The organism is Cellulomonas sp. P5_E12, assembly GCF_054049315.1.
On record NZ_JBFUMP010000003.1, the window covers coordinates 238,021 to 262,496 of the forward strand.

Consider the following 24,476-nt stretch of genomic DNA (forward strand, 5'->3'; position numbering starts at 1 on the left):
GGTGGGTGTTACTCCTTCGCTGCGGCGTCCTCGACGCCCTTGACGATCGCGGCCGAGTCACCCTGGCCGGCGAGCAGGTTCACCACGCCGGTGTTGAGCGCGTTGCCCACGTTCTGGCCGTACAGCGTGTCCAGCCACAGCGAGACGTACGGCGCGTCGTTGTACGCCGCGAGGACGTCCTTCAGGGCCGGCTCGGTGACGACGCCCTGGGCCTCCTGGCTGGCGGGCAGCGTGTGGAACGCGTTGGCGTAGCCCTCCTGGTACTTCTTCTGCATCGCGAAGTTGAGGAACTTCGCGCACTCCGGCGGGGCGTCCTTGGAGCAGGAGAACCCGTCGAGGCCACCCATCATGGCGCCGGCCTCACCCTTGCCGCCGCTCGTCGTCGGGAAGGGGAACCAGGCCAGGTCGCCCAGGGGCTTCTTGTCCGGGGTGAGGGACGCGATCACGCCCGGGTCCCAGGCGCCCATGAGCTCCATCGCGGCCTGGTGGTTGGCCACCAGACCGGCCGACGAACCAGCACCCTGCTGGGCGGAGGTGGTCAGGAAGCCCTCGTTGAACGGCGAGGTCTTCGAGAACGCCTCGAGGTCGTCGCCCGCCTTCTTCCAGCACGGGTCGTCGAACGTCATGTCGGCCGCGGCCTTGTCCAGCGTGTCCTTCGTGCAGGCGCGCAGGGCGAAGAAGTAGTACCAGTGCGCGGCGGGCCAGGCGTCCTTGGCGCCGAGGGCGATCGGCTGGATGCCGGCGGCCTTGAGCTTGTCGACCGCCGCCTCGAGGTCCTCGATCGACTTCGGCGTGTCGGTGATGCCCGCCTGGGTGAACAGGTCCTTCGAGTAGTAGATGCCACCCGGAAGGATGGACATCGGCATGCCGTAGACCTTGTCGTCGATGGTGAAGGCCTTGAACGCCGCGTCGCCGACCGCGGTCTTCGTCGCGTCGTCGACCTGGACCTCCTGCGCCTGCCCGGCCTCCACGACGTCGGCCAGCTTGCCGCCACCGCGCGCCATGAAGATGTCGGGGGCATCGCCCGAGTTGAGGGCGGTCTGGAGCTTGCCGTCCATGTCCTCGTTCTGGATGGCCTGGATCTTGATGGTGACGCCGGGGTTCGCGGCCTCGAAGTCCTTGACGGTCGAGTCCCAGTAGGCCTTGCCCTCACCGGTGGTGGAGTTGTGCCAGAAGGTCATCTGGGTGTCGCCGCTGCCGGACGACCCGCCGTCGCCGCCGTCATCGCCACCGCTACAGGCGGTGAGCCCAGCGGCACCCATCACCATGGCGGCTGAGACCGCCAGGAGCTTGCGAGCAATCATGAGATCTGTCCTCTTCGTCGAGTTGCACAGAGTGGAAAGCTGGCCCCTTGCTGGGCGAACCGCCGCTGCGCCCGGGCGGACCCGGGTCAGCCGTGCTGCCCGCACTGCTCGTCACCGCCACAGGCCGGCATCGCCGCCGGTTCTGCGCCCGCCTGGCAAGGGCGGCACCACCGTTGTAAGTGGTGCAGTCTCTTCATTCACATACGCCCGGTCTCCGCTGACGGTGGGCGCACTCGCCACTCTGGCATCGACCCGGGCGCATCGTCAAACGTTATCGATAACGTTTTACTAACGCTCGTGTCGCGGTCCGGGCGCAACGGTCGGCCGGGGCGCCCCGGCCGACCCGGGATCGGGCAGCGGCGCGGGCCTCACGATTCGATAACGTTATCAATAACGATGTCAGCTCCCCGGCGCGACGTCGACCACGCTGTTGCTGCCCGTGACGGTGCGGCTGGACGGTGCCCGCCGCCGCGCGGCCCGAAGGCCCCGGGTCACCCTCCAAGCCGATCCGCTGCTCTCGCGCCTGATCTCAGGCCTGCGCCCGGTCCTGCCACGTGCAGACGCACACCTCGTTGCCCTCGGCGTCGGCGAGGACCGTGAACGCCGGCGCACGCGTGTCGCTGACCAGGTGACCTCCCGCGGCGATCGCCGCGGCGATGCGCTCCTGCGCCCGGTCGTGCGGGACGGTGATGTCGAAGTGGATCCGGTTGCGCTGCGGCCGCGGCGCATCCATCTGCTGGAACCAGATGGCCGGGCCGATCCCCGCGGGGTCGGTGACCTCGTCGTCGCCCGTCACCTCGTATCCCATGACGGCCGCCCAGAACGGCAGCACGGCCGGGATGTCGAGGGCGTCGATGGCCAGCTCGAGGATCTCGCTGCGGGCCACGTCACCCGCCAGGCCCAGCTCGTCGGCCGCCGCGCTCACCGCGGCCGCCAGATCGACGTCGCGCTGCGTGAGGCCGCCGACGTCGTGGCTCGACGTCGTCACCGTGACCTGACCCCACCGCAGGACGACGTCGGGGTGGTGGTTCGCCTCGTCGGCGGCCGACGCGATCCGCGCGACGAACGCGGCGGCCGTGGTGAAGTCGGGAGCCGTGAACGTGGCCCGCAGGGTCCGCAGGAGCACCCGCCAGTGCCGCGGGTCGACGGCCTCGGTGACGGCGGCGTGGCGCAGGAGCGTGGTGTCAGCCATGGCGTCCACCCTGCCACCCGTCACCCACGGTCGCTCAGTGCTGCAGCGCGGCCTCGGACTCCGAGTCGGCGCCCGCCTTGATGTGCCGCGTGACCCAGGGCGCCAGGGCGAACATCCCGCCGGCGAACGCGAGCGCGATGAGCGCGATCGTGCCGAAGTACGCGTCCGGCGTGCCGTGGATGACCTGGGCGGCGATCGCGTTGCGGCGGCGTCTGCGCCGAGCCCCCTGGGCCGCACGCCTGCGCGCCGCTCCTTGGCCCATCGCGGCCTCGCCGCCGGGGTGGTGCACCACCGCGCGCCCCGATCGGGCCGCGGCTACCGTCGCCGGGTGCCCTCGATCCACTGGTTCCGCCGCGACCTCAGGCTCGCGGACAACCCCGCGCTGCTCGCGGCGGTGGCGCAGGCTCGGGCCGACGACGACGGGGTCGTGCCGTTGTTCGTCGTCGACCCCGCCCTGTGGCGCTCGTCCGGCGCGCCCCGCCTGGCGTACCTCGCGCACAGCCTGCGGGCGCTGGACGCGGCGATCGGCGGGCGGCTGGTGGTGCGGCACGGGTCCCCGGTCGACGTGGTTCCGGAGGTGGCTCGCGAGGTCGGCGCACCGGCGGTGCACGTCACCGCGGCGACGGAGGCCTACGGTCGCCGCCGGGATGACGCCGTCGAGCGGGCGCTCTCCGTCCCCCTGGTCCGCACCGGTTCCCCGTACGCCGTCGCTCCCGGCCGCCTCACCACGCAGGGCGGCACGCCGTTCCAGGTGTTCACCCCGTTCCGCGGCGCGTGGCTCGACCACGGCTGGGCATCCCCGGCTCCGGTCCCGGAGGCGCGGTGGGCCGACGTCCGATCCGACGGCGTCCCGGACGCCCCCGCGACCGACGTGCGTCTCCCGCACGCCGGCGAGGCTGCGGCGCACGACCGCTGGGCGTCCTACCTGCACGGCGACCTGGCGGAGTACGCGACCTTGCGTGACCGGCCCGACCTCGACGCCACCTCGATGCTGTCGATCCCGCTGAAGTACGGCGAGCTGCACCCGCGGACGCTCCTGGCCGACCTCGTTGCCGCGCCGTTCGACGTCGCGACGTTCCGGTCCGAGCTCGCGTGGCGGGAGTTCCACGCGGACGTGCTCTGGCACCACCCCGGCGCGACGCACCGGTCGCTGCGGGCAGTCGTGCCCGACGACTCGTGGGACGACGGCGACGCCTCGTTCGCGGCGTGGGCGGCCGGACGGACCGGCTATCCGTTCGTCGACGCCGGCATGCGCCAGCTGCGTGCGCTCGGCTGGATGCACAACCGGGTGCGCATGGTCGTCGCGTCGTTCCTGGTCAAGGACCTGCACGTGCGCTGGCAGCGCGGCGCCGCCCACTTCATGCAGTGGCTGGTGGACGGCGACGTGCCGCAGAACCAGCTCAACTGGCAGTGGGTGGCCGGCACCGGTCGCGACGCCGCGCCGTACTTCCGGGTGTTCAACCCGGTGACCCAGGGCGAGAAGTTCGACCCCGACGGGTCCTACGTGCGGCAGTGGGTGCCGGAGCTGCGCGGGATCCCCGGGCGCGCCGTGCACCAGCCGTGGCGGCTGGGGCTCGAGGCGCCCGGGGCGTACCCGGACCGGATCGTCGACCACGCGGCGGAGCGCAAGGTGGCCCTCGACGACTTCCACCGCGGACGTCGGGACTAGGCGTCCACCAGCTCCGGGGTGGCGTCCTCGGACGCCTCCTCGAGGGCGGCGTGCGTGGCGGCGCCGGTGTTGCGGAAGTGGCCGACGGTCGCGAGCAGCAGCCCGAGGAGTGCCCAGCATGCCAGCGCGATCCAGAGGTTCGTCGTGTCCGCGGCCGGGAAGTACGACTCGTCGCGCAGCAGCGCGGCGGCGGCGCCCGGGGGCATCCACTGGCCGATGGCACCCCACGGCGCGGGGAGCATCTGCCACGGTTGGGCGGCCGACGCGATGGGGTTGGCGACGAGCAGGAAGAGCACCGGTCCGATCGCGATGCCGGGGCGGCCGACGACCGACACGAACCCGACGATGACGCCGCCGATGGCCAGGATCGCGAGCCCGATGATCCCGGCGTTGACCAGGTACGAGCCGGCCAGCGCACCGAACCAACCCTGCAGGACGCCCGCGACCGCGAGACCGCCGAGCGCCGAGTAGGCCGTGACCGCGGCGACCCGGCGCCACACGCCGACGACCAGCAGCGAGATCGCGATGCCGCCGATCATCCCGCCGATGACCAGCGGGAACGTGAGTGCACCGAGGATCGCGCCGCGGGGGTCTCCCGCGTTCAGGGGAACGACGTCCGTGACGGGGACCGTCGAGCCCGTCTGCTCCGCGAGGACCGGCGCGAGCGCCGTGAGCTGCTGCGCGACGATCGGGCTGCCGCCCGACGCGACGAGGATCTCCGGCTGCGCGCCGAGGACGACGGCGCCGTAGACCTCCCGGGTCTCGATGAGGTCGACGGCCGCCGCGCGGTCCGTGGCGGAGACGACGTCGAAGGCGCCGGGCGCGCGCTCGTCGAGCCCCTGCGCGACGGGCGCGACCGCGGCGGCGGGCCCGGCGACCGCGACCGGCAGGTTGCGCGGCTCGGACGTCACGGCCGGCCACAGGAAGGCGAGTGCCAGGACGGTGAGGACGGCGGCGAGCCCGGCACCGAGGCCGAGCAGACGACGCCACGGGGTGTGCGGCTGCGTGTGCATGACGGGTCCTTTCACTAAAAGCGAACGTTCCTTCTTCTAGACAACCGTCGACCCGCTGACCTTCGTTTGTCAAGAACGATCATTCGTTTTTATAGTGAGATGTGCCCAAGGTCACCGAGGAGTACCGCACCGCCCGCCGCGACGAGATCGCCGACGCCGCGCTGCGAGCGTTCCGTCGCAAGGGGTTCCAGGCCACGTCGATGGCCGACATCATCGGGGAGTCCGGGCTGTCCGCCGGGGCCATCTACGGGCACTACCCGAGCAAGAGCGCGATCGTCGTCGACGTGGCGACCCGCGTCGTCGGCACCCGGATCCAGGACATCGAGCGGCTCGCGCAGGTGGATCCTATGGCGCCGCCACCGGCCCTCCCCCGCGTGCTGATCGACGGCATGCTCGGCTCGCTCGGCAGCCCGGGGATCATGCTGCAGCTGTGGGGCGAGGGCATGTCGGACCCGGAGGTGCACGCGCTCGCCTACGACGTGATCGTGCGGCTGCGCGCGACCCTGACCGCGTACGTGTCGCTCTGGCACCAGCGGACGCACGGCACACCCGCCGACGAGGCCGCGGCGCTCGCCGACGAGCAGGTGCCGCTGCTCATCTCCGCCGTGCAGGGCTACGTCGTCCAGGCGTCGATCGTTCGAGACTTCGACGGAGAGGCCTACCTGGCCAGCGTGGAGAAGTACCTGCCCCGCTGACCGTGGCTACGGGATCTGGCTCGCGCGGAACTCGTCCTCGAGCAGCGACATGATGATGGCGTCGCAGTACCCGGGTCCGTCGCGGTAGGCGTCGCGCTTGCGGCCCTCGACCCGGAACCCGAGGTTCTCGTAGAGCGACTTGGCCCGGGCGTTGATGCTCAGCACGTCGAGCTCCACGCGGTGCAGAGCGAGCCCGTCGAAGGCCAGCCCGAGGATCAGCTGGATCGCCTCGGTGCCGTACCCGCGGCCGCGGTAGCCGGGCCGCATCGCGAGCCGCAGGTTGGCGGACCGCACGACCTCGTCGATCTCGTTGAGCACGATCTCGCCGAGGTACTCGTCGGACGCGTTCGCGGTCACCGCGAGGTCGATCCGGCCGTCGACCGACGAGATCGTCGCGCACCAGTCGTCGATCTCCTGGCGCGTGAACACCCGCGTCGTGCCCGTGAGCCGGTTGCCGTCGGCGTCGTTGACCGACTCCCACATCCCGTCCGCGTCGCTCGCCCGGATGGGTCGGAGCACGATCATCTCGCCCTGGAGCGTGGGCTTCTCCATCGCTGCCTCCTGTCGCCGACCGCGAACGCTACGGCGTGGGTGTGCCAGGGACGTTACCGGGCGATCACGGGTAGCGGTCAGCGCCCCGCCCTGTGTGAGCAGAGTGGGGCGCTGCCGATGTGGTTCAGGCCTTGATGCGCTCCAGCAGCAGCTCGCGGACCCGGCCGGCGTCGGCCTGCCCGCGGGTCGCCTTCATCACCGCGCCGATGATCGCGCCGACCGGGCCGAGGTTGCCCGACCGGATCTTCTCGGCGATGTCGGGCTGCGCGGCGAGGGCGGCGTCGATGGCCTCGAGCAGCGGGCCGTCGTCGGACACGACCTCGAGCCCGCGCGCGACGAGCACGGTCTCCGGGTCACCCTCGCCCGCGAGCACGCCCTCGAGCACCTGACGGGCCAGCTTGTCGTTGATCCGACCGTCGTCGACCAGCTTCTGCAGCTGCCCGACCTGGGTCGGCGTCACGGGCAGGTCCGCCAGCTCGACCTCCTGCTGCTTGGCCGTGCGGGCCAGCTCGCCCATCCACCACTTGCGCGCGGCGGCCGGGCTGGCACCCGCGGCGATCGTGGTCTCGATGAGCTCGACGGCCCCGGCGTTGACGACGTCGCGCATCTCGGCGTCGGCGTACTCCCACTCGCCCTGCAGCCGCCGGCGTCGCGCGGCCGGCAGCTCGGGCAGCCCCGCGCGGATCTCCTCGACCCACGCGCGGTCCGGGGCGATCGGGACCAGGTCCGGCTCCGGGAAGTACCGGTAGTCCTCGGCGTCCGACTTCACGCGGCCGGACGCCGTGGTACCGGTGTCCTCGTGCCAGTGGCGCGTCTCCTGGATGATCGCGACGCCGTCGTCCAGCACGCCCGCCTGGCGGCTGACCTCGTAGCGCACGGCCCGCTCGACCGACCGGAACGAGTTGACGTTCTTGGTCTCCGTACGGGTACCCAGCGGCGAGTCCGGCGTCGGTCGGATCGAGACGTTCACGTCGGCCCGCACGTTGCCGCGCTCCATCCGCGCCTCGGAGACGTCGAGCGCCCGGAAGATGTCGCGCAGCGTCTGCACGTAGGCGCGCGCGACCTCGGGCGCCCGCTCCCCCGCGCCGGTGATCGGCTTGGTGACGATCTCCACCAGCGGGATGCCGGCGCGGTTGTAGTCGACCAGCGAGTACTCGGCCCCGTGGATGCGCCCGTCGGAGCCGCCGATGTGCGTGTTCTTGCCGGCGTCCTCCTCCATGTGCGCGCGCTCGATCTCGACGCGGAAGATGCTGCCGTCGTCCAGCTCGACGTCGACCCAGCCCTCGTAGGCGATGGGCTCGTCGTACTGGGACGTCTGGAAGTTCTTCGGGACGTCCGGGTAGAAGTAGTTCTTCCGCGCGAACCGGCAGGTCTCGGCGATCGAGCAGTTCAGCGCGAGCCCGATGCGGATCGCGTACTCGACGGCGACGCCGTTGACGGCCGGCAGCGCGCCGGGCAGGCCCAGGCTCACCGGCGTGACCTGCGTGTTCGGCTCGGCGCCGAACGTCACCTCGGCGCCGTCGAACATCTTGGTACGCGTGCCCAGCTCGACGTGCACCTCGATGCCGATGACCGTGTCGTAGCGCGCGACGGCGTCGTCGTAGTCGACCAGCGTGCTCATCGGGCCACCTCCAGCTCAGGAGCCTTGAGCAGCAAGGGCCCGCCCCACTCGTTCTCCAGCAGCGCCTCGAGCGCGGCACCGACGCGGTACAGCCGGTCGTCGGCCTTGGCCGGTGCCAGCACCTGGAACCCGACCGGCAGTCCGTCGTCGGACAGGCCGCTCGGCAGCGACAGCCCGGGCACGCCCGCGAGGTTGGCCGGGATGGTGGCGACGTCGTTGAGGTACATGGCCAACGGGTCGTCCAGCTTCTCGCCCAGCTTGAACGCCGTGGTCGGCGCCGTCGGGGAGACCAGCACGTCGGCCGCCTCGAACGCGGCTGTGAAGTCGCGCTGGATGAGCGTGCGGACCTTCTGCGCCGAGCCGTAGTACGCGTCGTAGTAGCCGGCGGACAGGGCGTAGGTGCCCAGGATGATCCGGCGCTTGACCTCGTCGCCGAAGCCCTGGCCCCGGGTGGCGGCCATGACGCGCTCGGCGGTCGGGTTGTCCTCGGGGATCACGCGCAGCCCGAAGCGCATGCCGTCGAACTTGGCCAGGTTGCTCGACGCCTCGGCCGGCAGGATCAGGTAGTACGCCGCGAGCGCGTACGTGAAGTGCGGGCAGGAGACCTCGACGATCTCGGCGCCCGCGCCGCGCAGCAGCTCGAGCGACTCCTCGAACCGCGCGAGCACGCCGGGCTGGTAGCCCTCGCCCTGCAGCTCACGGATGACGCCGACGCGCACGCCCGACAGGTCGGCCTTCGCGCCCTGCTGGGCGGCCGCGACCAGCGCCGGCAGCGGCTCGTCGATCGACGTGGAGTCGCGCGGGTCGTGGCCGCCGATGAGCTCGTGCAGCAGCGCCGAGTCGAGGACCGTGCGGGTCACCGGACCGGCCTGGTCCAGGCTCGAGGCGAGCGCGATGAGCCCGTACCGGGACACCCCGCCGTAGGTCGGCTTCACGCCGACCGTGCCGGTGACGGCCGCGGGCTGACGGATCGAGCCGCCGGTGTCCGTGCCGATGGCCAGCGGGGCCTCGTACGCGGCGACCGCCGCGGCGGACCCGCCGCCGGAGCCGCCGGGGATCCGGTCGAGGTCCCACGGGTTGTGGGTGTTGCCGTAGGCCGAGTGCTCGGTGGACGACCCCATGGCGAACTCGTCCATGTTGGTCTTGCCCAGGATGGGCAGCCCGGCGGCCTTGATCTTCTCGACGAGCGTCGCGTCGTACGGCGGGATCCAGCCCGCGAGGATCTTCGATCCCGCGGTGGTCTCCAGGCCCTTGGTGACGACGACGTCCTTGACGGCGATCGGCACGCCGGCGAGCGCGTGCAGCGACTCCCCGGCGGCGCGCCGCGCGTCGACGTCGGCCGCCGTGGCAAGCGCCGCATCCGCGCTGACCTGCAGGAACGCGTGGATGGCGCCGTCGACGTCGGCGATCCGGTCGAGGTGTGCCTGCGTCGCCTCGACGCTGGACACCTCCTTCGCGGTCAGCTTGTCCGCGAGCGCGGCAGCGGAGAGGCGGACGAGGTCGGTGCTCACGAGTCCTCCCCCAGGATCTGCGGCACGGCGAACTTGCCGTCGATCTGGGCGGGCGCGGACGCCAGCACCAGGTCCCGGTCGACCGGCGCCACGGGGACGTCGGGCCGGAACACGTTGGTCAGCGGCAGGGGGTGGCTGGTGGCCGGCACGTCGGGCGTGGCGATCTCGCTCACGCGGGCGACCGACTCGACGATGACGTCGAGCTCGCCCGCGAGGCGGTCGAGCTCCGCCGGTGTGAGGTCGATCCGTGCCAGGCCCGCCACGCGCGCGACCTCGTCGCGAGAGAGGGTGGACATGGGTCGGAGTCTAGTCGGGAAGGGCCTCCCGCCCGGAGCGAGCTGAGATCTGGACCGCGCGCTCGAGCTGCCCACCTTGTGCTGCCCGTCGACGGCAGAGGAACATCGCCTCGACGACGCGGAGCACGGCCATACCAGTGCACGTCGGAGCTGCGGTGAGCGGGTGGACGGGATGAACACCACGGAAGCATCTCGGGCGCTCATGGCGCGTTACTTCGGGGACCTGAAGGACGGTGACCTCGGTCGCCACCTGACCGAGGACGTCACCTGGATCAACGAGGAGACGGGCCAGCGACTCCACGGCCGGACCGCGGTGACGGCCTTCGTCCGCACGCTGCACGTGCAGATGGGTGAGCTCACGACGCGCACGTACATAGTCGAGGACGACGCCGCGATGATCGAAGGCGACTGCCTGCCGGTCGTCGCTGGGGCCATGCCAGCAGACCGGCTCCCGTACGTCCTGGTCTACGACCTCACGCCCGACGGCATCGTCGCTATCAGGTTGTACATGTCGATCACTCGGTTGCCTCTCGGCACGCAGTCGCGGGATGCGCGCCCCGCCGCGCCACCCCCGTGAGTGCCGGCTACGGCTAGACCCGGCCGGCCGCCGCCAGGACGAGCGCCAGCAGCGCCTGGGCGTAGGCGTCGGCCGCCTCCTCGGCGCTGAACACCTGCTCCGGTCGTCCGGCGACCTCGATCAGCACCTGGTACCCGCCGTAGGTGGACCGGGCGAGGCTCCGGAACGTGCCCCCGAGCAGGTCGCGCAGCTGGTCCTCGCGCGGCAGCCACAGCGCGTCCTCCTGCGCCACCGAGTCGAGCGCCCACTCGGTCGTGCCGTTGAACCCCAGCACCGTGCCCGTCGGGTAGTCGTGCGGCTCGACCACCATGTCGGAGATCGTGAACACCTGGTCCTCGAGCGTGCGGACCGCGAACCGGTCACCGGGGCGCGGGTGCCAGCGCAGCCCGGCCTCGTGCAGCTGCTGCGCGAGCGCGCCCGAGATCATTCCACCAGTATCCGTCGCCTGCGCCCGGGTGTCCTGACAGTCGCGCCGCCGGCGGTCAGCGCGCGCTGAATGCGGCGTCGAACGCGGCCTCGGGCGGGTCGAACGCGTTGCGCCGCACGAACTCGAGCGCCTCGGGCGCACCGAGCAGCCGGTCCATCCCCGCGTCCTCCCACTCGACCGAGATCGGGCCGTCGTAGCCGATGGAGTTCAGCGCGCGGAACGACGCCTCCCACGGCACGTCACCGCGTCCGGTGGAGACGAAGTCCCACCCGCGACGCAGGTCCGCCCACGCAAGGTGCGAGCCGAGGCGGCCGTTGCGTCCGTTGCCCAGCCGGAGCTTCACGTCCTTGCAGTCGACGTGGTAGATCCGGTCGGCGAACTCGAGGATGAAGTCGACCGGGTCCAGCTGCTGCCAGATGAAGTGGCTCGGGTCCCAGTTGAGCCCGAACGCCTCGCGGTGGCCGATGGCCTCGAGCGTGCGCACGCAGGTCCAGTAGTCGTACGCGATCTCGCTGGGGTGCACCTCGTGGGCGAACCGGACGCCCACCTCGTCGAACACGTCGAGGATCGGGTTCCAGCGGTCGGCGAAGTCCTGGTAACCGGCGTCCACGGCCTCCTGCGAGACCGGCGGGAACATCGCCACGTACTTCCAGATGCTCGACCCGGTGAAGCCCACGACCGTCTTGACGCCGAGCTTCGCGGCGAGCCGAGCGGTGTGCTTCATCTCCTCGGCCGCCCGCTGCCGGACGCCCTCGGGGTCACCGTCGCCCCACACGACATCGGGCAGGATGTCGCGGTGCCGCTGGTCGATCGGGTCGTCGCAGACGGCCTGGCCCTTGAGGTGGTTGGAGATCGCGTAGACCTTCAGCCCGTACTTCTCCAGCAGCGCGAGCTTGCCGGCCACGTACTCGTCGTCGTCCCAGCGCCAGGGGTCCAGGTGGTCGCCCCAGCACGCGATCTCGAGGCCGTCGTAGCCCCACCCGGACGCCAGGCGCGCGACCTCCTCGAACGGCAGGTCGGCCCACTGGCCGGTGAACAGGGTGATCGGTCGGGTCATCGTCAGCTCTCCTTGTTCACGGGTGTCCAGGTGCTGTTGTTCGCGGCGGACCGCTCCACCGCGTCGAGCACGCGTTGTACGACGAGGCCGTCGGCGAAGCTGGGCACCGGCTGCCGGTGCTCGGCGATCGCGGTGATGAGGTCCACCGCCTGGTGGGTGAACGCGTGCTCGTACCCGAGGCCGTGGCCCGCGGGCCACCAGGCAGCCACGTAGGCGTGCTCGGGTTCGGTGACGACGATCCGCCGGAAGCCGGCCTCGGCGGCCGGCTGCGACGCGTCGAAGAAGTGCAGGACGTTCATGTCCTCGAAGTCGAACGCCAGCGAGCCGGCCGACCCGTTGATCTCGAGCCGGATGGCGTTCTTGCGGCCCCACGCGAACCGCGTGGCCTCGAACGTCGCCAGGCCCCCGCCGGACATCCGGCCGAGGAAGATCGCGGCGTCGTCCACGGTGACCGGACCGACCTGCGTGCTCGACGCGGTCCCGTGCAGGCCGCCGAACGAGTCGGCGACGGGTCGCTCCTTCACGAACGTCTCGAGCACCGCGGACACGCCCGTGACGGATTCCCCCGTGACGAACTGTGCGAGGTCGATGATGTGCGCGCCGATGTCCCCGAGCGCCCCCGAGCCGGCCTTCTGCTTGTCCAGCCGCCACGAGAGCGGCGCCTGGGGGTCCGCGATCCAGTCCTGCAGGTACTGCGCGCGCACGTGCCGGACGGTGCCGATGCGGCCGTCCGCGACGAGCGAGCGGGCCAGCTGGATCGCGGGCACGCGGCGATAGGTGAAGCCCACCATCGCCAGGCCCGTGCTGGCCTCGGCCGCACGGACCATCGCCTCGGCCTCCTCGACGGAGTTGGCCAGCGGCTTCTCGCACAGCACGTGCTTGCCGGCCTCGAGCGCGGCGATCGCGATCTCGGCGTGGGTGTCGCCCGGGGTGCAGATGTCGACCAGGTCGACGTCGTCGCGGGCGACGAGCGCCTTCCAGTCGGTCTCGGTGCTCGCCCACCCGAGCTTCGCGGCAGCCGCCTCGACGGCCTCCGGAGAACGACCGGCCACCACGGCCATGTCGGGGTGCATCGGCAGGTCGAAGAACCGGGGTGCGTTGCGCCAGGCCTGCGAGTGCGCGATCCCCATGAACGCGTACCCGATCATGCCCACGCCCAGGCGCGGGGGTGCTGCTGTCACGGCTCCTCCTTCTGGCCCCGGGCGGGTCCCCTGCGGAGGGGGACCCGCCCGGCTCGGTCAGGCTGGCTCAGGACTCGAAGGCGCTGGGCAGGTACTGGTCGACGTTGTCCTTGGTGACGACGGGCGCGTACAGCTGCACCTTGCGGGGCACCTCGACCTCGACCAGGTCGCTCATCGACTTGCCCTGCACCAGCAGGCGGGCGAGCTTGATGCCGTCGGCGGCCTGGGTCGACGGGTAGATGACCGTCGCCTTGAGCACCGTGTTGTCGGCCTTGATGGACTCCATGACGTTCTTGGAGCCCGCGCCGCCGACCATGAAGAACTCGTCGCGGCCGGCGTTCTCGATGGCCGCCATGACGCCGACGCCCTGGTCGTCGTCGTGGTTCCAGATGGCGTCGAGCTGCGGCGCGGCCTGCAGCAGGTTGGCCGCAGCGGCCTCACCGCCCTGGACCGTGAAGTCGGCCGCGACGCGGTTGCTCACCTTGAGGCCGCACGAGGCGAGCGCGTCCTTGAAGCCCTGGCTGCGGTCCTGCGTGAGGGGCAGGGAGTCGATGCCGGCGATCTCGGCGACCTTCGCGTCGGGCTTGCCGCCCAGCTCGCCGCAGATGTACGCGCCGGCGCTGACGCCCATGCCGTAGTTGTCGCCGAGCACCGTGGTGCGCGCGGCGTTGGGGTTGTCGAACTCGCGGTCCACGTTGATGACGACGATCCCGGCGTCCATGGCCTTGGTCGCGACCTCGGTGAGCGCGGCGCCGTCGAACGGCAGCAGCACGATGGCGTCGACCTTGTCGTTGATGAACTGCTCGATCTGGCTGATCTGCACGTTGACGTCGTTGGTGCCCTCGGCCTGGACCAGCTTCACGTCCGAGTACTTGGCCGCCTCGTCGACGGCCGACTTGGTGATCGAACCCATCCAGCCGTGGTCGGCCGCCGGGGCCGAGAAGCCGATCRTGACCTCGTCGCCCGCCTCGTCGTTGCCGGTGGCGGCCGCGGCGGGAGCTGCCGGCTCGTCGGTGGTGGTGTCCTCGGGGGTGTTGGACGTGCAGCCGGTGACGACGAGCGCCAGGAGTGCAGTGGTGGCGGCGAGCGCGGTCCAGCGTGAACGCTGCCGGCGCAGGGGTGCTGCGGACATGACGATCCTCCTTGATCGAACGGGCATGACTGAGACGGGGACAGCGGGTGGTGGGGTCAGGTTCCGGCGCGGCTGCGCTCGGCGATGCGCTGCTGGAGCAGCACGGCGACGACGATGATCACGCCCTTGGCGATGTTCTGCGCCGAGATGGACAGGTTGTTCTGCGTGAACACGTTGGTGAGCGTGGTGAAGATCAGGACGCCCAGGACGGTGCCGACGATGGTGCCGCGGCCGCCGATGAGCAGGGTGCCGCCGACGACCACGGCGGCGATGGCGTCGAGCTCGTAGAACTGGCCGTTGGTCGAGCTGCCGGCCGTCGTGCGGCCGAGCATCATCAGGCCGCCGATGCCCGCGGTCAGGCCGCACAAGGCGTACAGGTACATCGTGTGGCGCTTCACCTTGATGCCCGCGAGGCGGGCGGCCTCGGGGTTGCCGCCGACGGCGATGGTGCGCCGCCCGAAGGTGGTGCGGTTGAGCACGATCCAGCCGACGACCGCGACGACCACGAAGATCCAGACCAGCATCGGGATGCCGAGGAAGTCGTCGCGGAAGAAGTCGAGGAATCCCTGGACCTTGACCACCTGCGTCTGGCGGTTGGCGATGATCTCCGCCAACCCCCGCGCGCCGACGAGCATGGCGAGCGTCGCGATGAACGCGACGACCTTGCCGTAGGCGATGAGCACGCCGTTGACGAGACCGGCGCCCAGGCCGACCAGGAGCGCGCACCCGACCATGACGATCCAGTGCGAGTTCTGCGCCATGGTCTGCGTGGCCAGCGTGGACGCCCAGACCGAGGCGAGGCCGATCACCGAGCCGACGGACAGGTCGATGCCACCGCCCGTGATGACGAAGGTCATCCCGATGCTGATCACGCCGAGCACTGCCGCGAGCCGCAGGATCGTCAGCACGTTGTCGATGCTCGCGAACCGCTCCCCCGCGGTGATCACCCCGAACGCGCAGATCGCGACCAAGGCGATCACCAGGCCGAGGTTGCGACCCGCGGCGCCCGAGAGGAGGCCGCCGCGCTTGCTGGTCGAGGAGACCTCTTCGACCCGAGAGCTCTCGTCGGCGGCCGGCACGGCTGCCGTGATGTCCTGCTCGCTCACGCGGCACTTCCTTCCATGACGAGGTCGAGCACGCGGTGCTCGTCGATGCCGGACGCCGGTCCCTCGTGGACCACGCGCCCTTCGGAGATGACCAGGACGCGGTCGGCCAGGCCGAGCACCTCCGGGATCTCGCTGGACACGACCACCACGGCCGCACCGAGGGCGGCCAGGTCGGCGATCAGGGCGTAGATCTCCGCGCGGGCGCCGACGTCGACGCCGCGCGTGGGCTCGTCGAGCAGCAGCACGCGACAGCCGTGCACGAGCCAGCGGGCCAGCAAGACCTTCTGCTGGTTGCCGCCCGACAGGGTGCGCGCACTGCGGTCCGGGTCGGACGGCCGCACGTCCAGCGCGTGGATCTGCTCCGTGGCGACGCGGCGCTCGGCGCCCTCGTCGAGGAACGACGCCGTGGAGTTGCGCGTGAACGTCGAGAGCGTGATGTTGCGGTAGACCGGCTCGTCGAGGATGAGGCCCTGGCTCTTGCGCTCCTCGGGGCACAGCCCGATGCCCGCCTTCACGGCGTCGCTCACCGACCCGGCCCGCAGGCGACGGTCGCCCACTCGCACCGTTCCGGCGGTGGCGCGGCGGGCGCCGAAGATGGTCTCGAGGATCTCGGTGCGACCTGAGCCGACGAGCCCCGCGAGGCCGACGACCTCGCCGGCGCGCACCTCGAACGACACGTCGCTGAACGCCCCGCGCAGTGCGAGCCCGTCGACGCTGAGCACCGTGGCGGCATCCTCGGCCACCGGCGGGCGCGGCGCGATGGCGTACTCGACGGTGCGGCCGGTCATCAGCTTGATGAGCTCCGCCGTGGGCGTCGCCGCGGCGGGCAGGCCGGTCGCGACCGTCCGGCCGTCCTTGAGCACCGTGATCCGGTCCCCGATCTGGCGGATCTCCTCGAGGCGGTGCGAGATGTAGACCACCGCGACGCCGGATGCCGTGAGCTCACGGACCACGCGGAAGAGGTTGGTCACCTCCTCCGCGTCGAGCACGGCCGACGGCTCGTCCATGACGATCACGCGGGCGTCGTGGGACAGAGCGCGGGCCATGCTCACGATCTGCTTGCCGGCGGCCGAGAGCCGGCCGACCTCGCGGTGCGGCGAGATGTCGGGGTGGCCGAGGCGCTTGAGCAGAGCGCGCGTCCGAGCCGTCGCGGCGCGCCGCTGCGAGAAGCCGCCCGTGGCGAGCTCGTGTCCCAGGTAGATGTTCTCCGCGACGGACAGCCCGTCGACCACGTCGAGCTCCTGGTACATCGTCGCGACACCGAGGCGCAGGCCGGMAACCGGGTGCGCGATGGTGACGGGCTGACCGTCGAGCAGGATCTCGCCCTCGTCGGGCTGGTGGGCGCCCGCCAGCACCTTGATGAGGGTGGACTTGCCCGCGCCGTTCTGGCCCAGCAGGCAGTGGACCTCGCCGGCCCGGATCTCCAGGTCGACGCCGTCCAGCGCCCGGGCTCCCGGGAACTGCTTCACGATGCCGCGCATCTGCAGGAGAGGCACTGCGTCTGCCGTCGGGTCCACATTGACCATGGGGCAGAACGTAGAACCCACTTCTGTCGTTGGTCAAGCAAAAGTCGGCACGGATGTGTCATAGTTACGTGAACGTGACCTACACAAGGCGGAATGGTTCACTGTGCGCATGGACGAGCTCCTCAAGTTCGCCCCCAAGCCGACGGGCGCCGGGGAGATGTTCCAGCTCCTCCGGGACCGGCAGCCCCGCACCCGCTCCGACCTGGCCACGCTCACCGGGCAAGCGCGCTCCACGATCGCCGCCCGGGTCGACCTCCTGCTGTCGTCGGGGCTGGTCACGCCGGCCGGCGAGGCCAGCTCGACGGGCGGCCGCCCGCCCGCGACGTTCGCGTTCAACCCGGCCGCGCGCGTCGTCCTCGCGGTCGACCTCGGCGCCACCCACTCGCGTCTCGCGCTCACCGACCTGGTGGGCACCGTGCTCGCCGAGCACCACGAGCCCATCGCGATCTCCGAGGGCCCGGTCCCTGTGCTCGACCGCGTGGTCGAGGTCGCGCTCGACCTGCTCGGCACCGCCGGCCGCCCGATCAGCGACCTGGTGAGCGTCGGCGTCGGCCTGCCCGGACCGGTCGAGCACTCCACCGGCCGGCCCATCAACCCGCCGATCATGCCGGGCTGGGACGACGCCGACGTGCCCGCGCTCCTGTCCCGCAAGCTCCGCGTCCCGGTGCTCGTGGACAACGACGTCAACGTCATGGCCCTCGGCGAGCACACCTCGCAGTGGCCCGAGGTCGACCACCTGCTCTTCGTCAAGGTCGCCACCGGCATCGGCGCCGGCATCATCTCCGACGGCCACATCCGCCGCGGCGCCCAGGGAGCCGCCGGCGACCTGGGACACATCGCCGTCCCGGGCGGCCTGGACCTGCCGTGCCGCTGCGGCAACACGGGGTGCCTCGAGGCCGTCRCCAGCGGCCCGGCGATCGCGAGCGCCCTGCAGGCGCTCGGCGGGCACGCCACCACCAGCGCGGACGTCGTCGCCCTGGTCCGCGCGGGCGATCTCGACGCCGGACGGGAGGTCCGCGAGGCCGGGCGGCACATCGGCGAGGTGCTCGCCGCGTGCGTGAGCATGCTGAACCCGTCGGTCATCGTCATCGGCGGCGTCGTCGCCGAGGCGGGCGAGCACCTGCTTGCCGGCATCCGCGAGGTGGTCTACCGGCGCTCCCTGCCCCTGGCCACGCAGCACCTGCGCATCGTCGCGTCCCGCACCAAGGGCCGCGCCGGCGTGCTCGGCGCGTCCGCCATGGCCTCCGAGCACGTCCTGTCCGCCGCCGCCATCGACGCACTGATCAACTAGGAGGCGCAGTCGTGACCGAGCAACGCCGAGCCCTCGTCGTCCGTGGCGGGTGGGACGGGCACGCCCCCGAGGAGGCCGCCGAGCTCTTCGTGCCGTTCCTGCGCGAGCACGACTTCGACGTCGTCGTCGAGGGGTCGCTCGAGGCCTACGCCGATGCCGACCTCATGGGCGCCACCGACCTCGTCGTGCAGTGCTGGACCATGKGCGACATCCTCGCCGACGAGCTGCGCGGCCTACGGTCCGCCGTCGCCGCCGGCACCGGGTTCGCCGGCTGGCACGGCGGGATCGTCGACTCCTTCCGGATCGCCACCGACTACCTCCAGCTGGTCGGCGCCCAGTTCGCGGCGCACCCCGGCGGCACCCTGGTCGAGCACACCATCAACGTCACCGGCGACCACCCGATCGTCGAGGGCGTCCACGACTTCACGCTGCGCTCCGAGCAGTACTGGCTGCTGACCGACCCGCTCAACGACGTGCTGGCGACCACCACGATCACGCCGGGTCCCGACGACCCCTGGCACGCACCCGTCACGTCGCCGGCCGTCTGGACGCGCCGCTGGGGCGCCGGTCGCGTCTTCGTCTGCGCGCCGGGCCACCAGCTGGCCGATCTCGAGGTGCCCGCTGTCCGCACGATCATCGAGCGCGGCCTGCTCTGGGCGAGCCGGTGAGGCCGCGCCCGGGGGTCGGCCGCCCCGTTCGCTGACCCGTCAGACCACCGCGGCCTCCGCCCGCCGCGCGAGGTCGCTGACCTCGCGCGCGACGGTCGGCCACAACGGCGCGGGCAGGTCGTGGCCGACGCCGGGGAACGTCACGAGCCGCGCGCCGTCGATCGCGTTCGCGGTGGCCCTCGCGGCCGACACCCGCAGGATCGGGTCCGCCTCGCCGTGCAGCACGAGCGCGGGCGCGCGGAGGTCACGCAGCCGCGGGCCGTGCCACTGCGCGCCGATCTGGCGGCTCTGCGCCTTGGTGTCCCGCGGACCGGAGTCGACCTCGCGCTCGATCCAGTCCCGCGCGGCGTCCTCGTCGAACGGGTAGGCGGGCGATGCGACCCCACGCGCCACCGCGAGGTTCGCCTGGATGTCCCCCTCGCGACCCTCGGGGAACGTGGTCCGCGCGAGCCTCGCCAGCAGGCCGACGCGCAGATAGCGCGCTACGCCAAGGCCGGACACGTCGCTCGGCAGCGCCGCGGAGGACACGACGGACCGGACGCGGTCGGGGTGACGCAAGGCGATGCGCTGCGCTACGGCCCCGCCCAGGGAGTGCCCGAAGATGTGCGCCTGCGGCCAGCCCAGCTCGTCCAGCACCGCGATCGCGTCGTCGGTCATGTCCTCGGCGGTGTACGCCTCGCCCTTCTTGCGGAGAAGGGCTGCGAACGGGTTCGACCCGGCGACGTCGGGCATCCGGGTCGACTCGCCGGCGTCGCGCTGGTCGTAGCGGGCCACCGCGAATCCCTCTGCCGCGAAGGCCTCGCACAGGCCGGTGGGCCACCAGAACCGCGACGTGGCCAGGCCCATGACGAGCAGCAGCGGCATGCCGTCCGCACCCGCGAGGCGGTCGAACGCGACGTCGACCTCGCCATGGCGGGCGTGTTGCGGCGGCGTCCAGGCACTCTCGCCGGTGCGGGTCGGGTAGGTCATAGCGGCTCTCCTCGTTAATTGCGATCAGTGTTCGCTATTCTAGCGCACGGCGTCGACAATCGTGAGAGAGGCTGTGCCCGTGGAGACCGAGCAGACGAGCATCTGGATGCGTCCCGAGCGCGGCAGTCGGGGCCGAGCCCCGGAGCACACCCGCGAGAGCATCGCCGCCGTCGCGATCCGGCTGGCGGACGCCGAGGGTCTTCCGGCGGTCACGATGCGATCGGTCGCCCAGCTGCTCGGGGGCGGCTCGGCCTCGCTCTACCGCTACGTGCAGTCCCGGGACGAGCTGCTGGCGCTCATGGTCGACCAGGTCAACGGGGAGATCGACGACACCGGCCGCACCGGCGACGACTGGCTCGACGACATGCTCGCGCTCGCTCGCGAGAGCCGCGCCGTGTACCTGCGGCACCCGTGGCTCGTCGAGGTCCCGACGTCGGTCGACCTCGGGCCACACGCCGTCAACTACGTCGAACGAGCTCTCGTCGCGATGCGCGGCCTCGATGTCGACGGCCACCGCAAGCTCGAAGCCGTCGGCGTCTTCAGCGCCGTCGTCCGGCTCCTCGCCCGCACCCGGATCGAGCAGCACGCCGCCGACCCGGCGGAGCGGCGTCGGCAGCTCGCCGCCGCCCAGCACCTCGCGGCCGTCGCCCGCGCCGGAGCACACCCGTACCTCGCCGCCGCCCTGTCGTCCCCACCCGCGGCGGCGGACGAGGACCAGGTCGAGCGCGTGCTCAGCCGCCTCCTGCGGGGACTGCTGGTGGGCTAGCCGCGCCGGTCAGCGCCGCGACGCCCGGGACTGTGCGCCGGTCTCTGCTACCAGAGCAGCTCCCGGTACACGTACCGTTCCGCCGGCTGGAACCCCAGTCCCGTGTAGAGCGCGGCCGCGGCCGTGTTCTCGGCCTCCACCTGCAGGAACGCGCGGCGAGCGCCGCGGTCGGCCGCCTCGCGCAGGGCACGCAGCGTGAGCGACCGGCCCAGCCCGCGACGGCGGGCCGACGGCACGACCACCAGGCTCGACAGCGCCACCCAGTCCTCCGCGAACGCCGCCCGGATCACGCCGACGGGTCCGGAGGCGTCGGTCGCGGTGAGGTAGATCGCGGGCGCACCCCCGAGCACCGCGCGCGCCAGCCGGAGACTCGCGCCGTCGTCGTCGTGCGCCGTGCCGGTGGCGTGCAGCCGGGCCTTGGAACCCGCCCACGCCGCGAGCCACGCGTCGTCCGGTCGGTCCGCGACCGTCACGCGCACGGGACCCGCGGGCGGCCGCACCGCCTCGGCGGAGCCGTCGTCGACCTCACGCACGAGGACGTCCGTGTGGGACACAGCCCGGTAGCCGCGCTCCGCGAGCAGGTCGTCCAGCGCCGGCGTCGCCGTGCGGGACACCCGCACGATCGACGGCTGCCCCGCCTCGGCGTACAGCCGCTCGACCGTGTCGAGCGCCGCGCCCACGTCCGGCGGAGAACCGAGCGGGAGGACGCTGTTGGCCCGCCGGGTCAGTCCGCCCGACAACCCCACCCGCCAGCCGTCCACGTCGACCACCCGGGCGGGCGGCCAGGTCGCGGACTCCACCAGCGCTCCGGGCGCGTCCGGCGGGGTCCAGGTGTGCACGCGCAGGTGCACCTCGACGTGGCCCCAGTCCCGCTCGGGGACGGCGACGAACCCGAGCCGCTTGTAGAGCCGCTGCGCCGCCTGCATCGAGTCGAGGGTCGACAGGACGACGCGCCGCGCGCCGCCGGCGACCGCCTCGCGCAGCGCCGCGGACACCAGCAGCTCGGCGATCCCGCGACGCCGCGCCTCGGGCGCGACCGCGAGCATCCGGATCTCCAGCTCCCCGGGCTCGGCGATCTCCGCGTACGAGGTGCCGTACGGGGCGAGCGTCACCGTGCCGACGACCACCAGGTCGTCGCGCTCGGCCTCCCCGCCATCCCCCTCGCCGGGCGGCAGCAGCGCGACCAGCAGCGTCGCCTCGCGCGCCCGCCGCTCGGCGTCGCGCAGCTCGTCAGCGTACGAGTCGGTCGCGTCGACCAGCCGGTCGGCCAGGTACGCCTCGGCGGTCAGCGCCCCGGCGTCGGCCACCTGACCCCCGCTGGCCACCCTGACCACGGCGCCGGGCACGTCAGCCCTCCTCGACAACGGTCGACGCGGTGTCCCCCACGCCGGCCGGCCCCTGAGCCAGCAGCGCCTCGAACCCCGCCTCGTCGAGGATCCGGAGCCCGAGCTCGCGCGCCCTGGCCTCCTTGGACCCGGCGTTCTCCCCCACGACCACGTAGTCCGTCTTCTTCGACACGCTGCCCGCCGACTTGCCCCCGCGCGCCAGGATCGCCTCCTTGGCGCCGTCCCGGCTGAACCGCTCGAGCCCGCCGGTGACCACGACCGTCAGCCCCTCCAGCGTGCGCGGCGCCGACTCGTCGCGCTCCTCCTGCATCCGCACCCCGGCCGCCGCCCACTTCTCCACGATCGCCGCGTGCCACTTGTCGTCCTCGCCGGGCTGCTCGAACCACGCCACGACGGCGGCGGCGATGGTCGGCCCGACCCCCTCGGCCGCGGCGATCTCCTCCTCGGTGGCCGTCGCGATCGCCGGCACCGACGCGAAGTGCTGCGCGAGCGCCCGCGCCGCCGTCGGCCCGACGTGACGGATGGAGAGCGCCACGATGACGCGCCAGAGCGCCGCCTGCTTGGCCTTCTCCAGGTTGCCCAGCAGGGCGGCACCGGTCGCGTTGAGGTCGCCCGCCTCGCGGACCGCGCCGGCCACCTTGGAGCGCGCCGACAGCGTGAACAGCGGCACCTTGCGCAGCGCGTCCGCGTCGAGCGCGAACAGGTCCCCCTCGTCGGTGACCACGCCCGCCGTCAGCAGCGCGCTGGCCGCCTCCCAGCCGAGCGCCTCGATGTCGAACGCCCCGCGCGACGCGACGTGGAACAGCCGCTCGCGCAGCTGCGAGGGGCAAGACCGCTGGTTGGGGCAGCGGATGTCGACGTCGCCCTCCTTGGCGGGCGCCAGCGGCGTGCCGCACGAGGGGCACTCCGTCGGCATGACGAACGCGCGCTCGGTGCCGTCGCGCAGGTCCACCACGGGTCCGACGATCTCGGGGATGACGTCGCCCGCCTTGCGGAGCACCACGGTGTCGCCGATGAGCACGCCCTTACGCGCCACCTCGCTCGCGTTGTGCAGCGTCGCCATCTCGACCGTCGACCCGGACACGAACACCGGCTCCATCACCCCGAACGGCGTCACGCGCCCGGTGCGCCCCACGTTCACGCGGATGTCGAGGAGCTTGGTGTTCACTTCCTCGGGCGGATACTTGTACGCGATCGCCCACCGCGGCGCCCGGCTGGTCGAGCCGAGCCGGCGCTGCAGCGCGATCTCGTCGACCTTCATCACGATGCCGTCGATCTCGTGCTCGACGTCGTGCCGGTGCTCGCCGTAGTAGGCGATCATCTCCCGCACGCCGTCCAGCCCCTCGACGATCCGCGTGTGCCCGGACACGGGCACGCCCCACGATGCGAGCAGGTCGTACACCTGCGACTGCCGCTCGATCCCGGTGCCGCGGCCTGTTCCCCACACGAGCGCGCCGATCCCGTGCGCGTACATCCGCAGGTCGCGCGACGCGGTGACTCGCGGGTCCTTCTGCCGCAGCGAGCCCGCCGCCGCGTTGCGGGGGTTGGCGAACGGGCTCTTGCCCGCCTCCACCTGCGAGGCGTTGAGCTCGGCGAACGCCGCGACCGGCAGGAACACCTCGCCGCGGATCTCGATCCGCTCCGGGTGGGTGGACGGGTCGCCGCCGAGCACGGCCGGGATGGTCGAGATGGTGCGCACGTTGAGCGTGACGTCCTCGCCCGTGCGCCCGTCGCCGCGCGTGGCGGCCCGCACGAGCCTGCCCTGCTCGTACAGCAGCGCGATGGCGAGCCCGTCGATCTTCAGCTCGCAGAGGTAGTGCAGCGTCGCGTCGGACTCGAGGTCCCGGTGCAGGCGGCCCGCCCAGGTGCTGATGTCCTCGTCGGAGAACGCGTTGTCCAGCGACAGCATCCGCTCGACGTGCTCGACCGAGGCAAACTCCGTGGAGAACGTGCCGCCCACCCGCTGCGTGGGCGAGTCCGGGGTGCGCAGGCCCGGGTGCTCGTCCTCGAGGGCCTGCAGCTCGCGCAGCCGCTCGTCGTACTGCTTGTCCGACGACACCGGGGCGTCACGGATGTAGTACGCGAACTGGTCGGCCTCGATCAGGGCGGCCAGCTCGGTCCAGCGGTGTCGGGCCTCAGCGGGGATCTCGCGGGCGGCGGCGTCGTCGTCGATCTCGTTGCTCACGCCCCCATCATGGCGCGGAGCACCCACACCTACCTGCGACGGCGCCCCGTGATCAGCAGGACGGCGCACACGAGGACTCCCCCGACGGCCAGGACCGCGCCCGCGGTGAACAGGGCGGGCGACGCGGAGGCAACGACGACCTCCGTCGGCTGCCCCGCGACGTCCCACGTGCAGATCGCCTTCGGCGGGACGACGGTGTACCGGACGCTCGCGTCGTCGGTCCCGGCCGCATAGGCCTGCACGCACGGGTGGGGGTCGTCCTTCGAGGAGGTCAGCGTGCTCACGCCGATGCCGGTGTAGCAGATGACGAGAAGCACCATCCCGACGATCGCCGCGCCGGAGGCGATCAGCAGCGCCAGGGCGCGCCCCACGCTCGGTTGTGCTGCCGCCAC

General features: G+C 72.1%; 24 protein-coding genes. 6 read left to right on the plus strand and 18 right to left on the minus strand.

Features of this window, described 5'->3' with window-relative positions:
• Window positions 1–8: 8 nt before the first annotated feature.
• From ACXJKA_RS03965 to ACXJKA_RS03975, 3 genes are all read right to left on the minus strand, one after another.
• The gene (locus tag ACXJKA_RS03965; RefSeq protein ID WP_456823873.1) at window positions 9–1,304 is read right to left on the minus strand and encodes an extracellular solute-binding protein; all 1,296 of its coding nucleotides are present in this window, start codon (window positions 1,302–1,304) and stop codon (window positions 9–11) included.
• A gap of 529 nt (window positions 1,305–1,833) precedes the next feature.
• Complete coding sequence (locus ACXJKA_RS03970) at window positions 1,834–2,496, minus strand: VOC family protein (protein ID WP_456823874.1); 663 nt, start codon at window positions 2,494–2,496, stop codon at window positions 1,834–1,836.
• A 34-nt stretch (window positions 2,497–2,530) separates the two neighbouring features.
• A complete protein-coding gene (locus ACXJKA_RS03975) occupies window positions 2,531–2,788 on the minus strand; it encodes a hypothetical protein (RefSeq protein ID WP_456823875.1) in 258 nt (85 codons plus the stop codon).
• Window positions 2,789–2,824: 36 nt separating this feature from the next.
• Here ACXJKA_RS03975 and ACXJKA_RS03980 point away from each other — a divergent pair, with 36 nt between their 5' ends.
• Window positions 2,825–4,165 (plus strand): cryptochrome/photolyase family protein, encoded by a 1,341-nt coding sequence (locus ACXJKA_RS03980; RefSeq protein ID WP_456823876.1) that lies wholly within the window; start codon window positions 2,825–2,827, stop codon window positions 4,163–4,165.
• On the opposite strand, the gene ACXJKA_RS03985 is transcribed toward ACXJKA_RS03980, so the two are convergent.
• Window positions 4,162–5,178: a hypothetical protein gene (locus ACXJKA_RS03985; protein ID WP_456823877.1), complete on the minus strand. Its 1,017-nt coding sequence runs from the start codon at window positions 5,176–5,178 to the stop codon at window positions 4,162–4,164. The genes ACXJKA_RS03980 and ACXJKA_RS03985 overlap by 4 nt on opposite strands.
• Window positions 5,179–5,279: 101 nt before the next feature.
• Between ACXJKA_RS03985 and ACXJKA_RS03990 the strand changes: the two genes are divergently transcribed.
• Entirely contained in the window at window positions 5,280–5,873 is a 594-nt protein-coding gene (locus ACXJKA_RS03990) for a TetR/AcrR family transcriptional regulator (RefSeq protein WP_456823878.1), read from the plus strand.
• A gap of 6 nt (window positions 5,874–5,879) precedes the next feature.
• Here the strand turns inward: ACXJKA_RS03990 and ACXJKA_RS03995 are convergent, their stop codons facing one another.
• From ACXJKA_RS03995 to gatC, 4 genes are all read right to left on the minus strand, one after another.
• The gene (locus ACXJKA_RS03995) at window positions 5,880–6,425 is read right to left on the minus strand and encodes a GNAT family N-acetyltransferase (protein ID WP_456823879.1); all 546 of its coding nucleotides are present in this window, start codon (window positions 6,423–6,425) and stop codon (window positions 5,880–5,882) included.
• 124 nt (window positions 6,426–6,549) lie between these two features.
• The gene (gene gatB / locus ACXJKA_RS04000; RefSeq protein ID WP_456823880.1) at window positions 6,550–8,046 is read right to left on the minus strand and encodes an Asp-tRNA(Asn)/Glu-tRNA(Gln) amidotransferase subunit GatB; all 1,497 of its coding nucleotides are present in this window, start codon (window positions 8,044–8,046) and stop codon (window positions 6,550–6,552) included.
• Window positions 8,043–9,557, minus strand: coding sequence for an Asp-tRNA(Asn)/Glu-tRNA(Gln) amidotransferase subunit GatA (gatA, locus tag ACXJKA_RS04005; RefSeq protein ID WP_456823881.1), 1,515 nt, complete (start codon window positions 9,555–9,557; stop codon window positions 8,043–8,045). Before gatA ends, gatB begins: the two co-directional genes overlap by 4 nt.
• Window positions 9,554–9,853: an Asp-tRNA(Asn)/Glu-tRNA(Gln) amidotransferase subunit GatC gene (gene gatC, locus ACXJKA_RS04010; RefSeq protein WP_456823882.1), complete on the minus strand. Its 300-nt coding sequence runs from the start codon at window positions 9,851–9,853 to the stop codon at window positions 9,554–9,556. The genes gatA and gatC overlap by 4 nt, the downstream gene beginning before the upstream one ends.
• Before the next feature lie 172 nt (window positions 9,854–10,025).
• Here gatC and ACXJKA_RS04015 point away from each other — a divergent pair, with 172 nt between their 5' ends.
• Entirely contained in the window at window positions 10,026–10,430 is a 405-nt protein-coding gene (locus ACXJKA_RS04015; protein WP_456823883.1) for a nuclear transport factor 2 family protein, read from the plus strand.
• A gap of 13 nt (window positions 10,431–10,443) precedes the next feature.
• Here the strand turns inward: ACXJKA_RS04015 and ACXJKA_RS04020 are convergent, their stop codons facing one another.
• The 6 genes from ACXJKA_RS04020 to ACXJKA_RS04045 all read right to left on the minus strand — a co-directional run bounded on the left by ACXJKA_RS04020 (window position 10,444) and on the right by ACXJKA_RS04045 (window position 16,859).
• On the minus strand, window positions 10,444–10,857 hold the full coding sequence (locus ACXJKA_RS04020; RefSeq protein WP_456823884.1) for a pilus assembly protein CpaE: 414 nt from the start codon (window positions 10,855–10,857) through the stop codon (window positions 10,444–10,446).
• A gap of 55 nt (window positions 10,858–10,912) precedes the next feature.
• Window positions 10,913–11,914 carry a sugar phosphate isomerase/epimerase family protein gene (locus ACXJKA_RS04025; protein ID WP_456823885.1) on the minus strand — a complete coding sequence of 334 codons (1,002 nt, stop codon included), beginning with the start codon at window positions 11,912–11,914 and terminating at the stop codon, window positions 10,913–10,915.
• A gap of 2 nt (window positions 11,915–11,916) precedes the next feature.
• Window positions 11,917–13,062, minus strand: coding sequence for a Gfo/Idh/MocA family protein (locus ACXJKA_RS04030; RefSeq protein ID WP_456823926.1), 1,146 nt, complete (start codon window positions 13,060–13,062; stop codon window positions 11,917–11,919).
• A gap of 100 nt (window positions 13,063–13,162) precedes the next feature.
• Window positions 13,163–14,227 (minus strand): substrate-binding domain-containing protein, encoded by a 1,065-nt coding sequence (locus ACXJKA_RS04035; RefSeq protein ID WP_456823886.1) that lies wholly within the window; start codon window positions 14,225–14,227, stop codon window positions 13,163–13,165.
• 56 nt (window positions 14,228–14,283) lie between these two features.
• Window positions 14,284–15,333, minus strand: coding sequence for an ABC transporter permease (locus ACXJKA_RS04040; RefSeq protein WP_456823887.1), 1,050 nt, complete (start codon window positions 15,331–15,333; stop codon window positions 14,284–14,286).
• Window positions 15,330–16,859 (minus strand): sugar ABC transporter ATP-binding protein, encoded by a 1,530-nt coding sequence (locus ACXJKA_RS04045; RefSeq protein ID WP_456823888.1) that lies wholly within the window; start codon window positions 16,857–16,859, stop codon window positions 15,330–15,332. The genes ACXJKA_RS04040 and ACXJKA_RS04045 overlap by 4 nt, the downstream gene beginning before the upstream one ends.
• Window positions 16,860–16,968: 109 nt before the next feature.
• On the opposite strand from ACXJKA_RS04045, the gene ACXJKA_RS04050 reads away from it, so the two are divergent.
• Both ACXJKA_RS04050 and ACXJKA_RS04055 read left to right on the plus strand, forming a co-directional pair.
• Window positions 16,969–18,150, plus strand: coding sequence for an ROK family protein (locus tag ACXJKA_RS04050; protein WP_456823889.1), 1,182 nt, complete (start codon window positions 16,969–16,971; stop codon window positions 18,148–18,150).
• 11 nt (window positions 18,151–18,161) lie between these two features.
• On the plus strand, window positions 18,162–18,818 hold the full coding sequence (locus ACXJKA_RS04055) for a ThuA domain-containing protein (protein WP_456823890.1): 657 nt from the start codon (window positions 18,162–18,164) through the stop codon (window positions 18,816–18,818).
• A gap of 39 nt (window positions 18,819–18,857) precedes the next feature.
• Here the strand turns inward: ACXJKA_RS04055 and ACXJKA_RS04060 are convergent, their stop codons facing one another.
• Window positions 18,858–19,787 carry an alpha/beta fold hydrolase gene (locus tag ACXJKA_RS04060; RefSeq protein ID WP_456823891.1) on the minus strand — a complete coding sequence of 310 codons (930 nt, stop codon included), beginning with the start codon at window positions 19,785–19,787 and terminating at the stop codon, window positions 18,858–18,860.
• Window positions 19,788–19,866: 79 nt separating this feature from the next.
• Between ACXJKA_RS04060 and ACXJKA_RS04065 the strand changes: the two genes are divergently transcribed.
• Window positions 19,867–20,553 (plus strand): TetR/AcrR family transcriptional regulator, encoded by a 687-nt coding sequence (locus ACXJKA_RS04065; protein WP_456823892.1) that lies wholly within the window; start codon window positions 19,867–19,869, stop codon window positions 20,551–20,553.
• A gap of 47 nt (window positions 20,554–20,600) precedes the next feature.
• On the opposite strand, the gene ACXJKA_RS04070 is transcribed toward ACXJKA_RS04065, so the two are convergent.
• Genes ACXJKA_RS04070 through ACXJKA_RS04080 form a run of 3 tightly spaced genes read right to left on the minus strand, consistent with a single transcriptional unit; the run spans window position 20,601 to window position 24,476 of the window.
• Entirely contained in the window at window positions 20,601–21,899 is a 1,299-nt protein-coding gene (locus tag ACXJKA_RS04070; RefSeq protein WP_456823893.1) for a GNAT family N-acetyltransferase, read from the minus strand.
• A 1-nt stretch (window position 21,900) separates the two neighbouring features.
• Window positions 21,901–24,111 (minus strand): NAD-dependent DNA ligase LigA, encoded by a 2,211-nt coding sequence (gene ligA / locus ACXJKA_RS04075; RefSeq protein WP_456823894.1) that lies wholly within the window; start codon window positions 24,109–24,111, stop codon window positions 21,901–21,903.
• 2 nt (window positions 24,112–24,113) lie between these two features.
• Window positions 24,114–24,476 carry a hypothetical protein gene (locus tag ACXJKA_RS04080; protein ID WP_456823895.1) on the minus strand — a complete coding sequence of 121 codons (363 nt, stop codon included), beginning with the start codon at window positions 24,474–24,476 and terminating at the stop codon, window positions 24,114–24,116.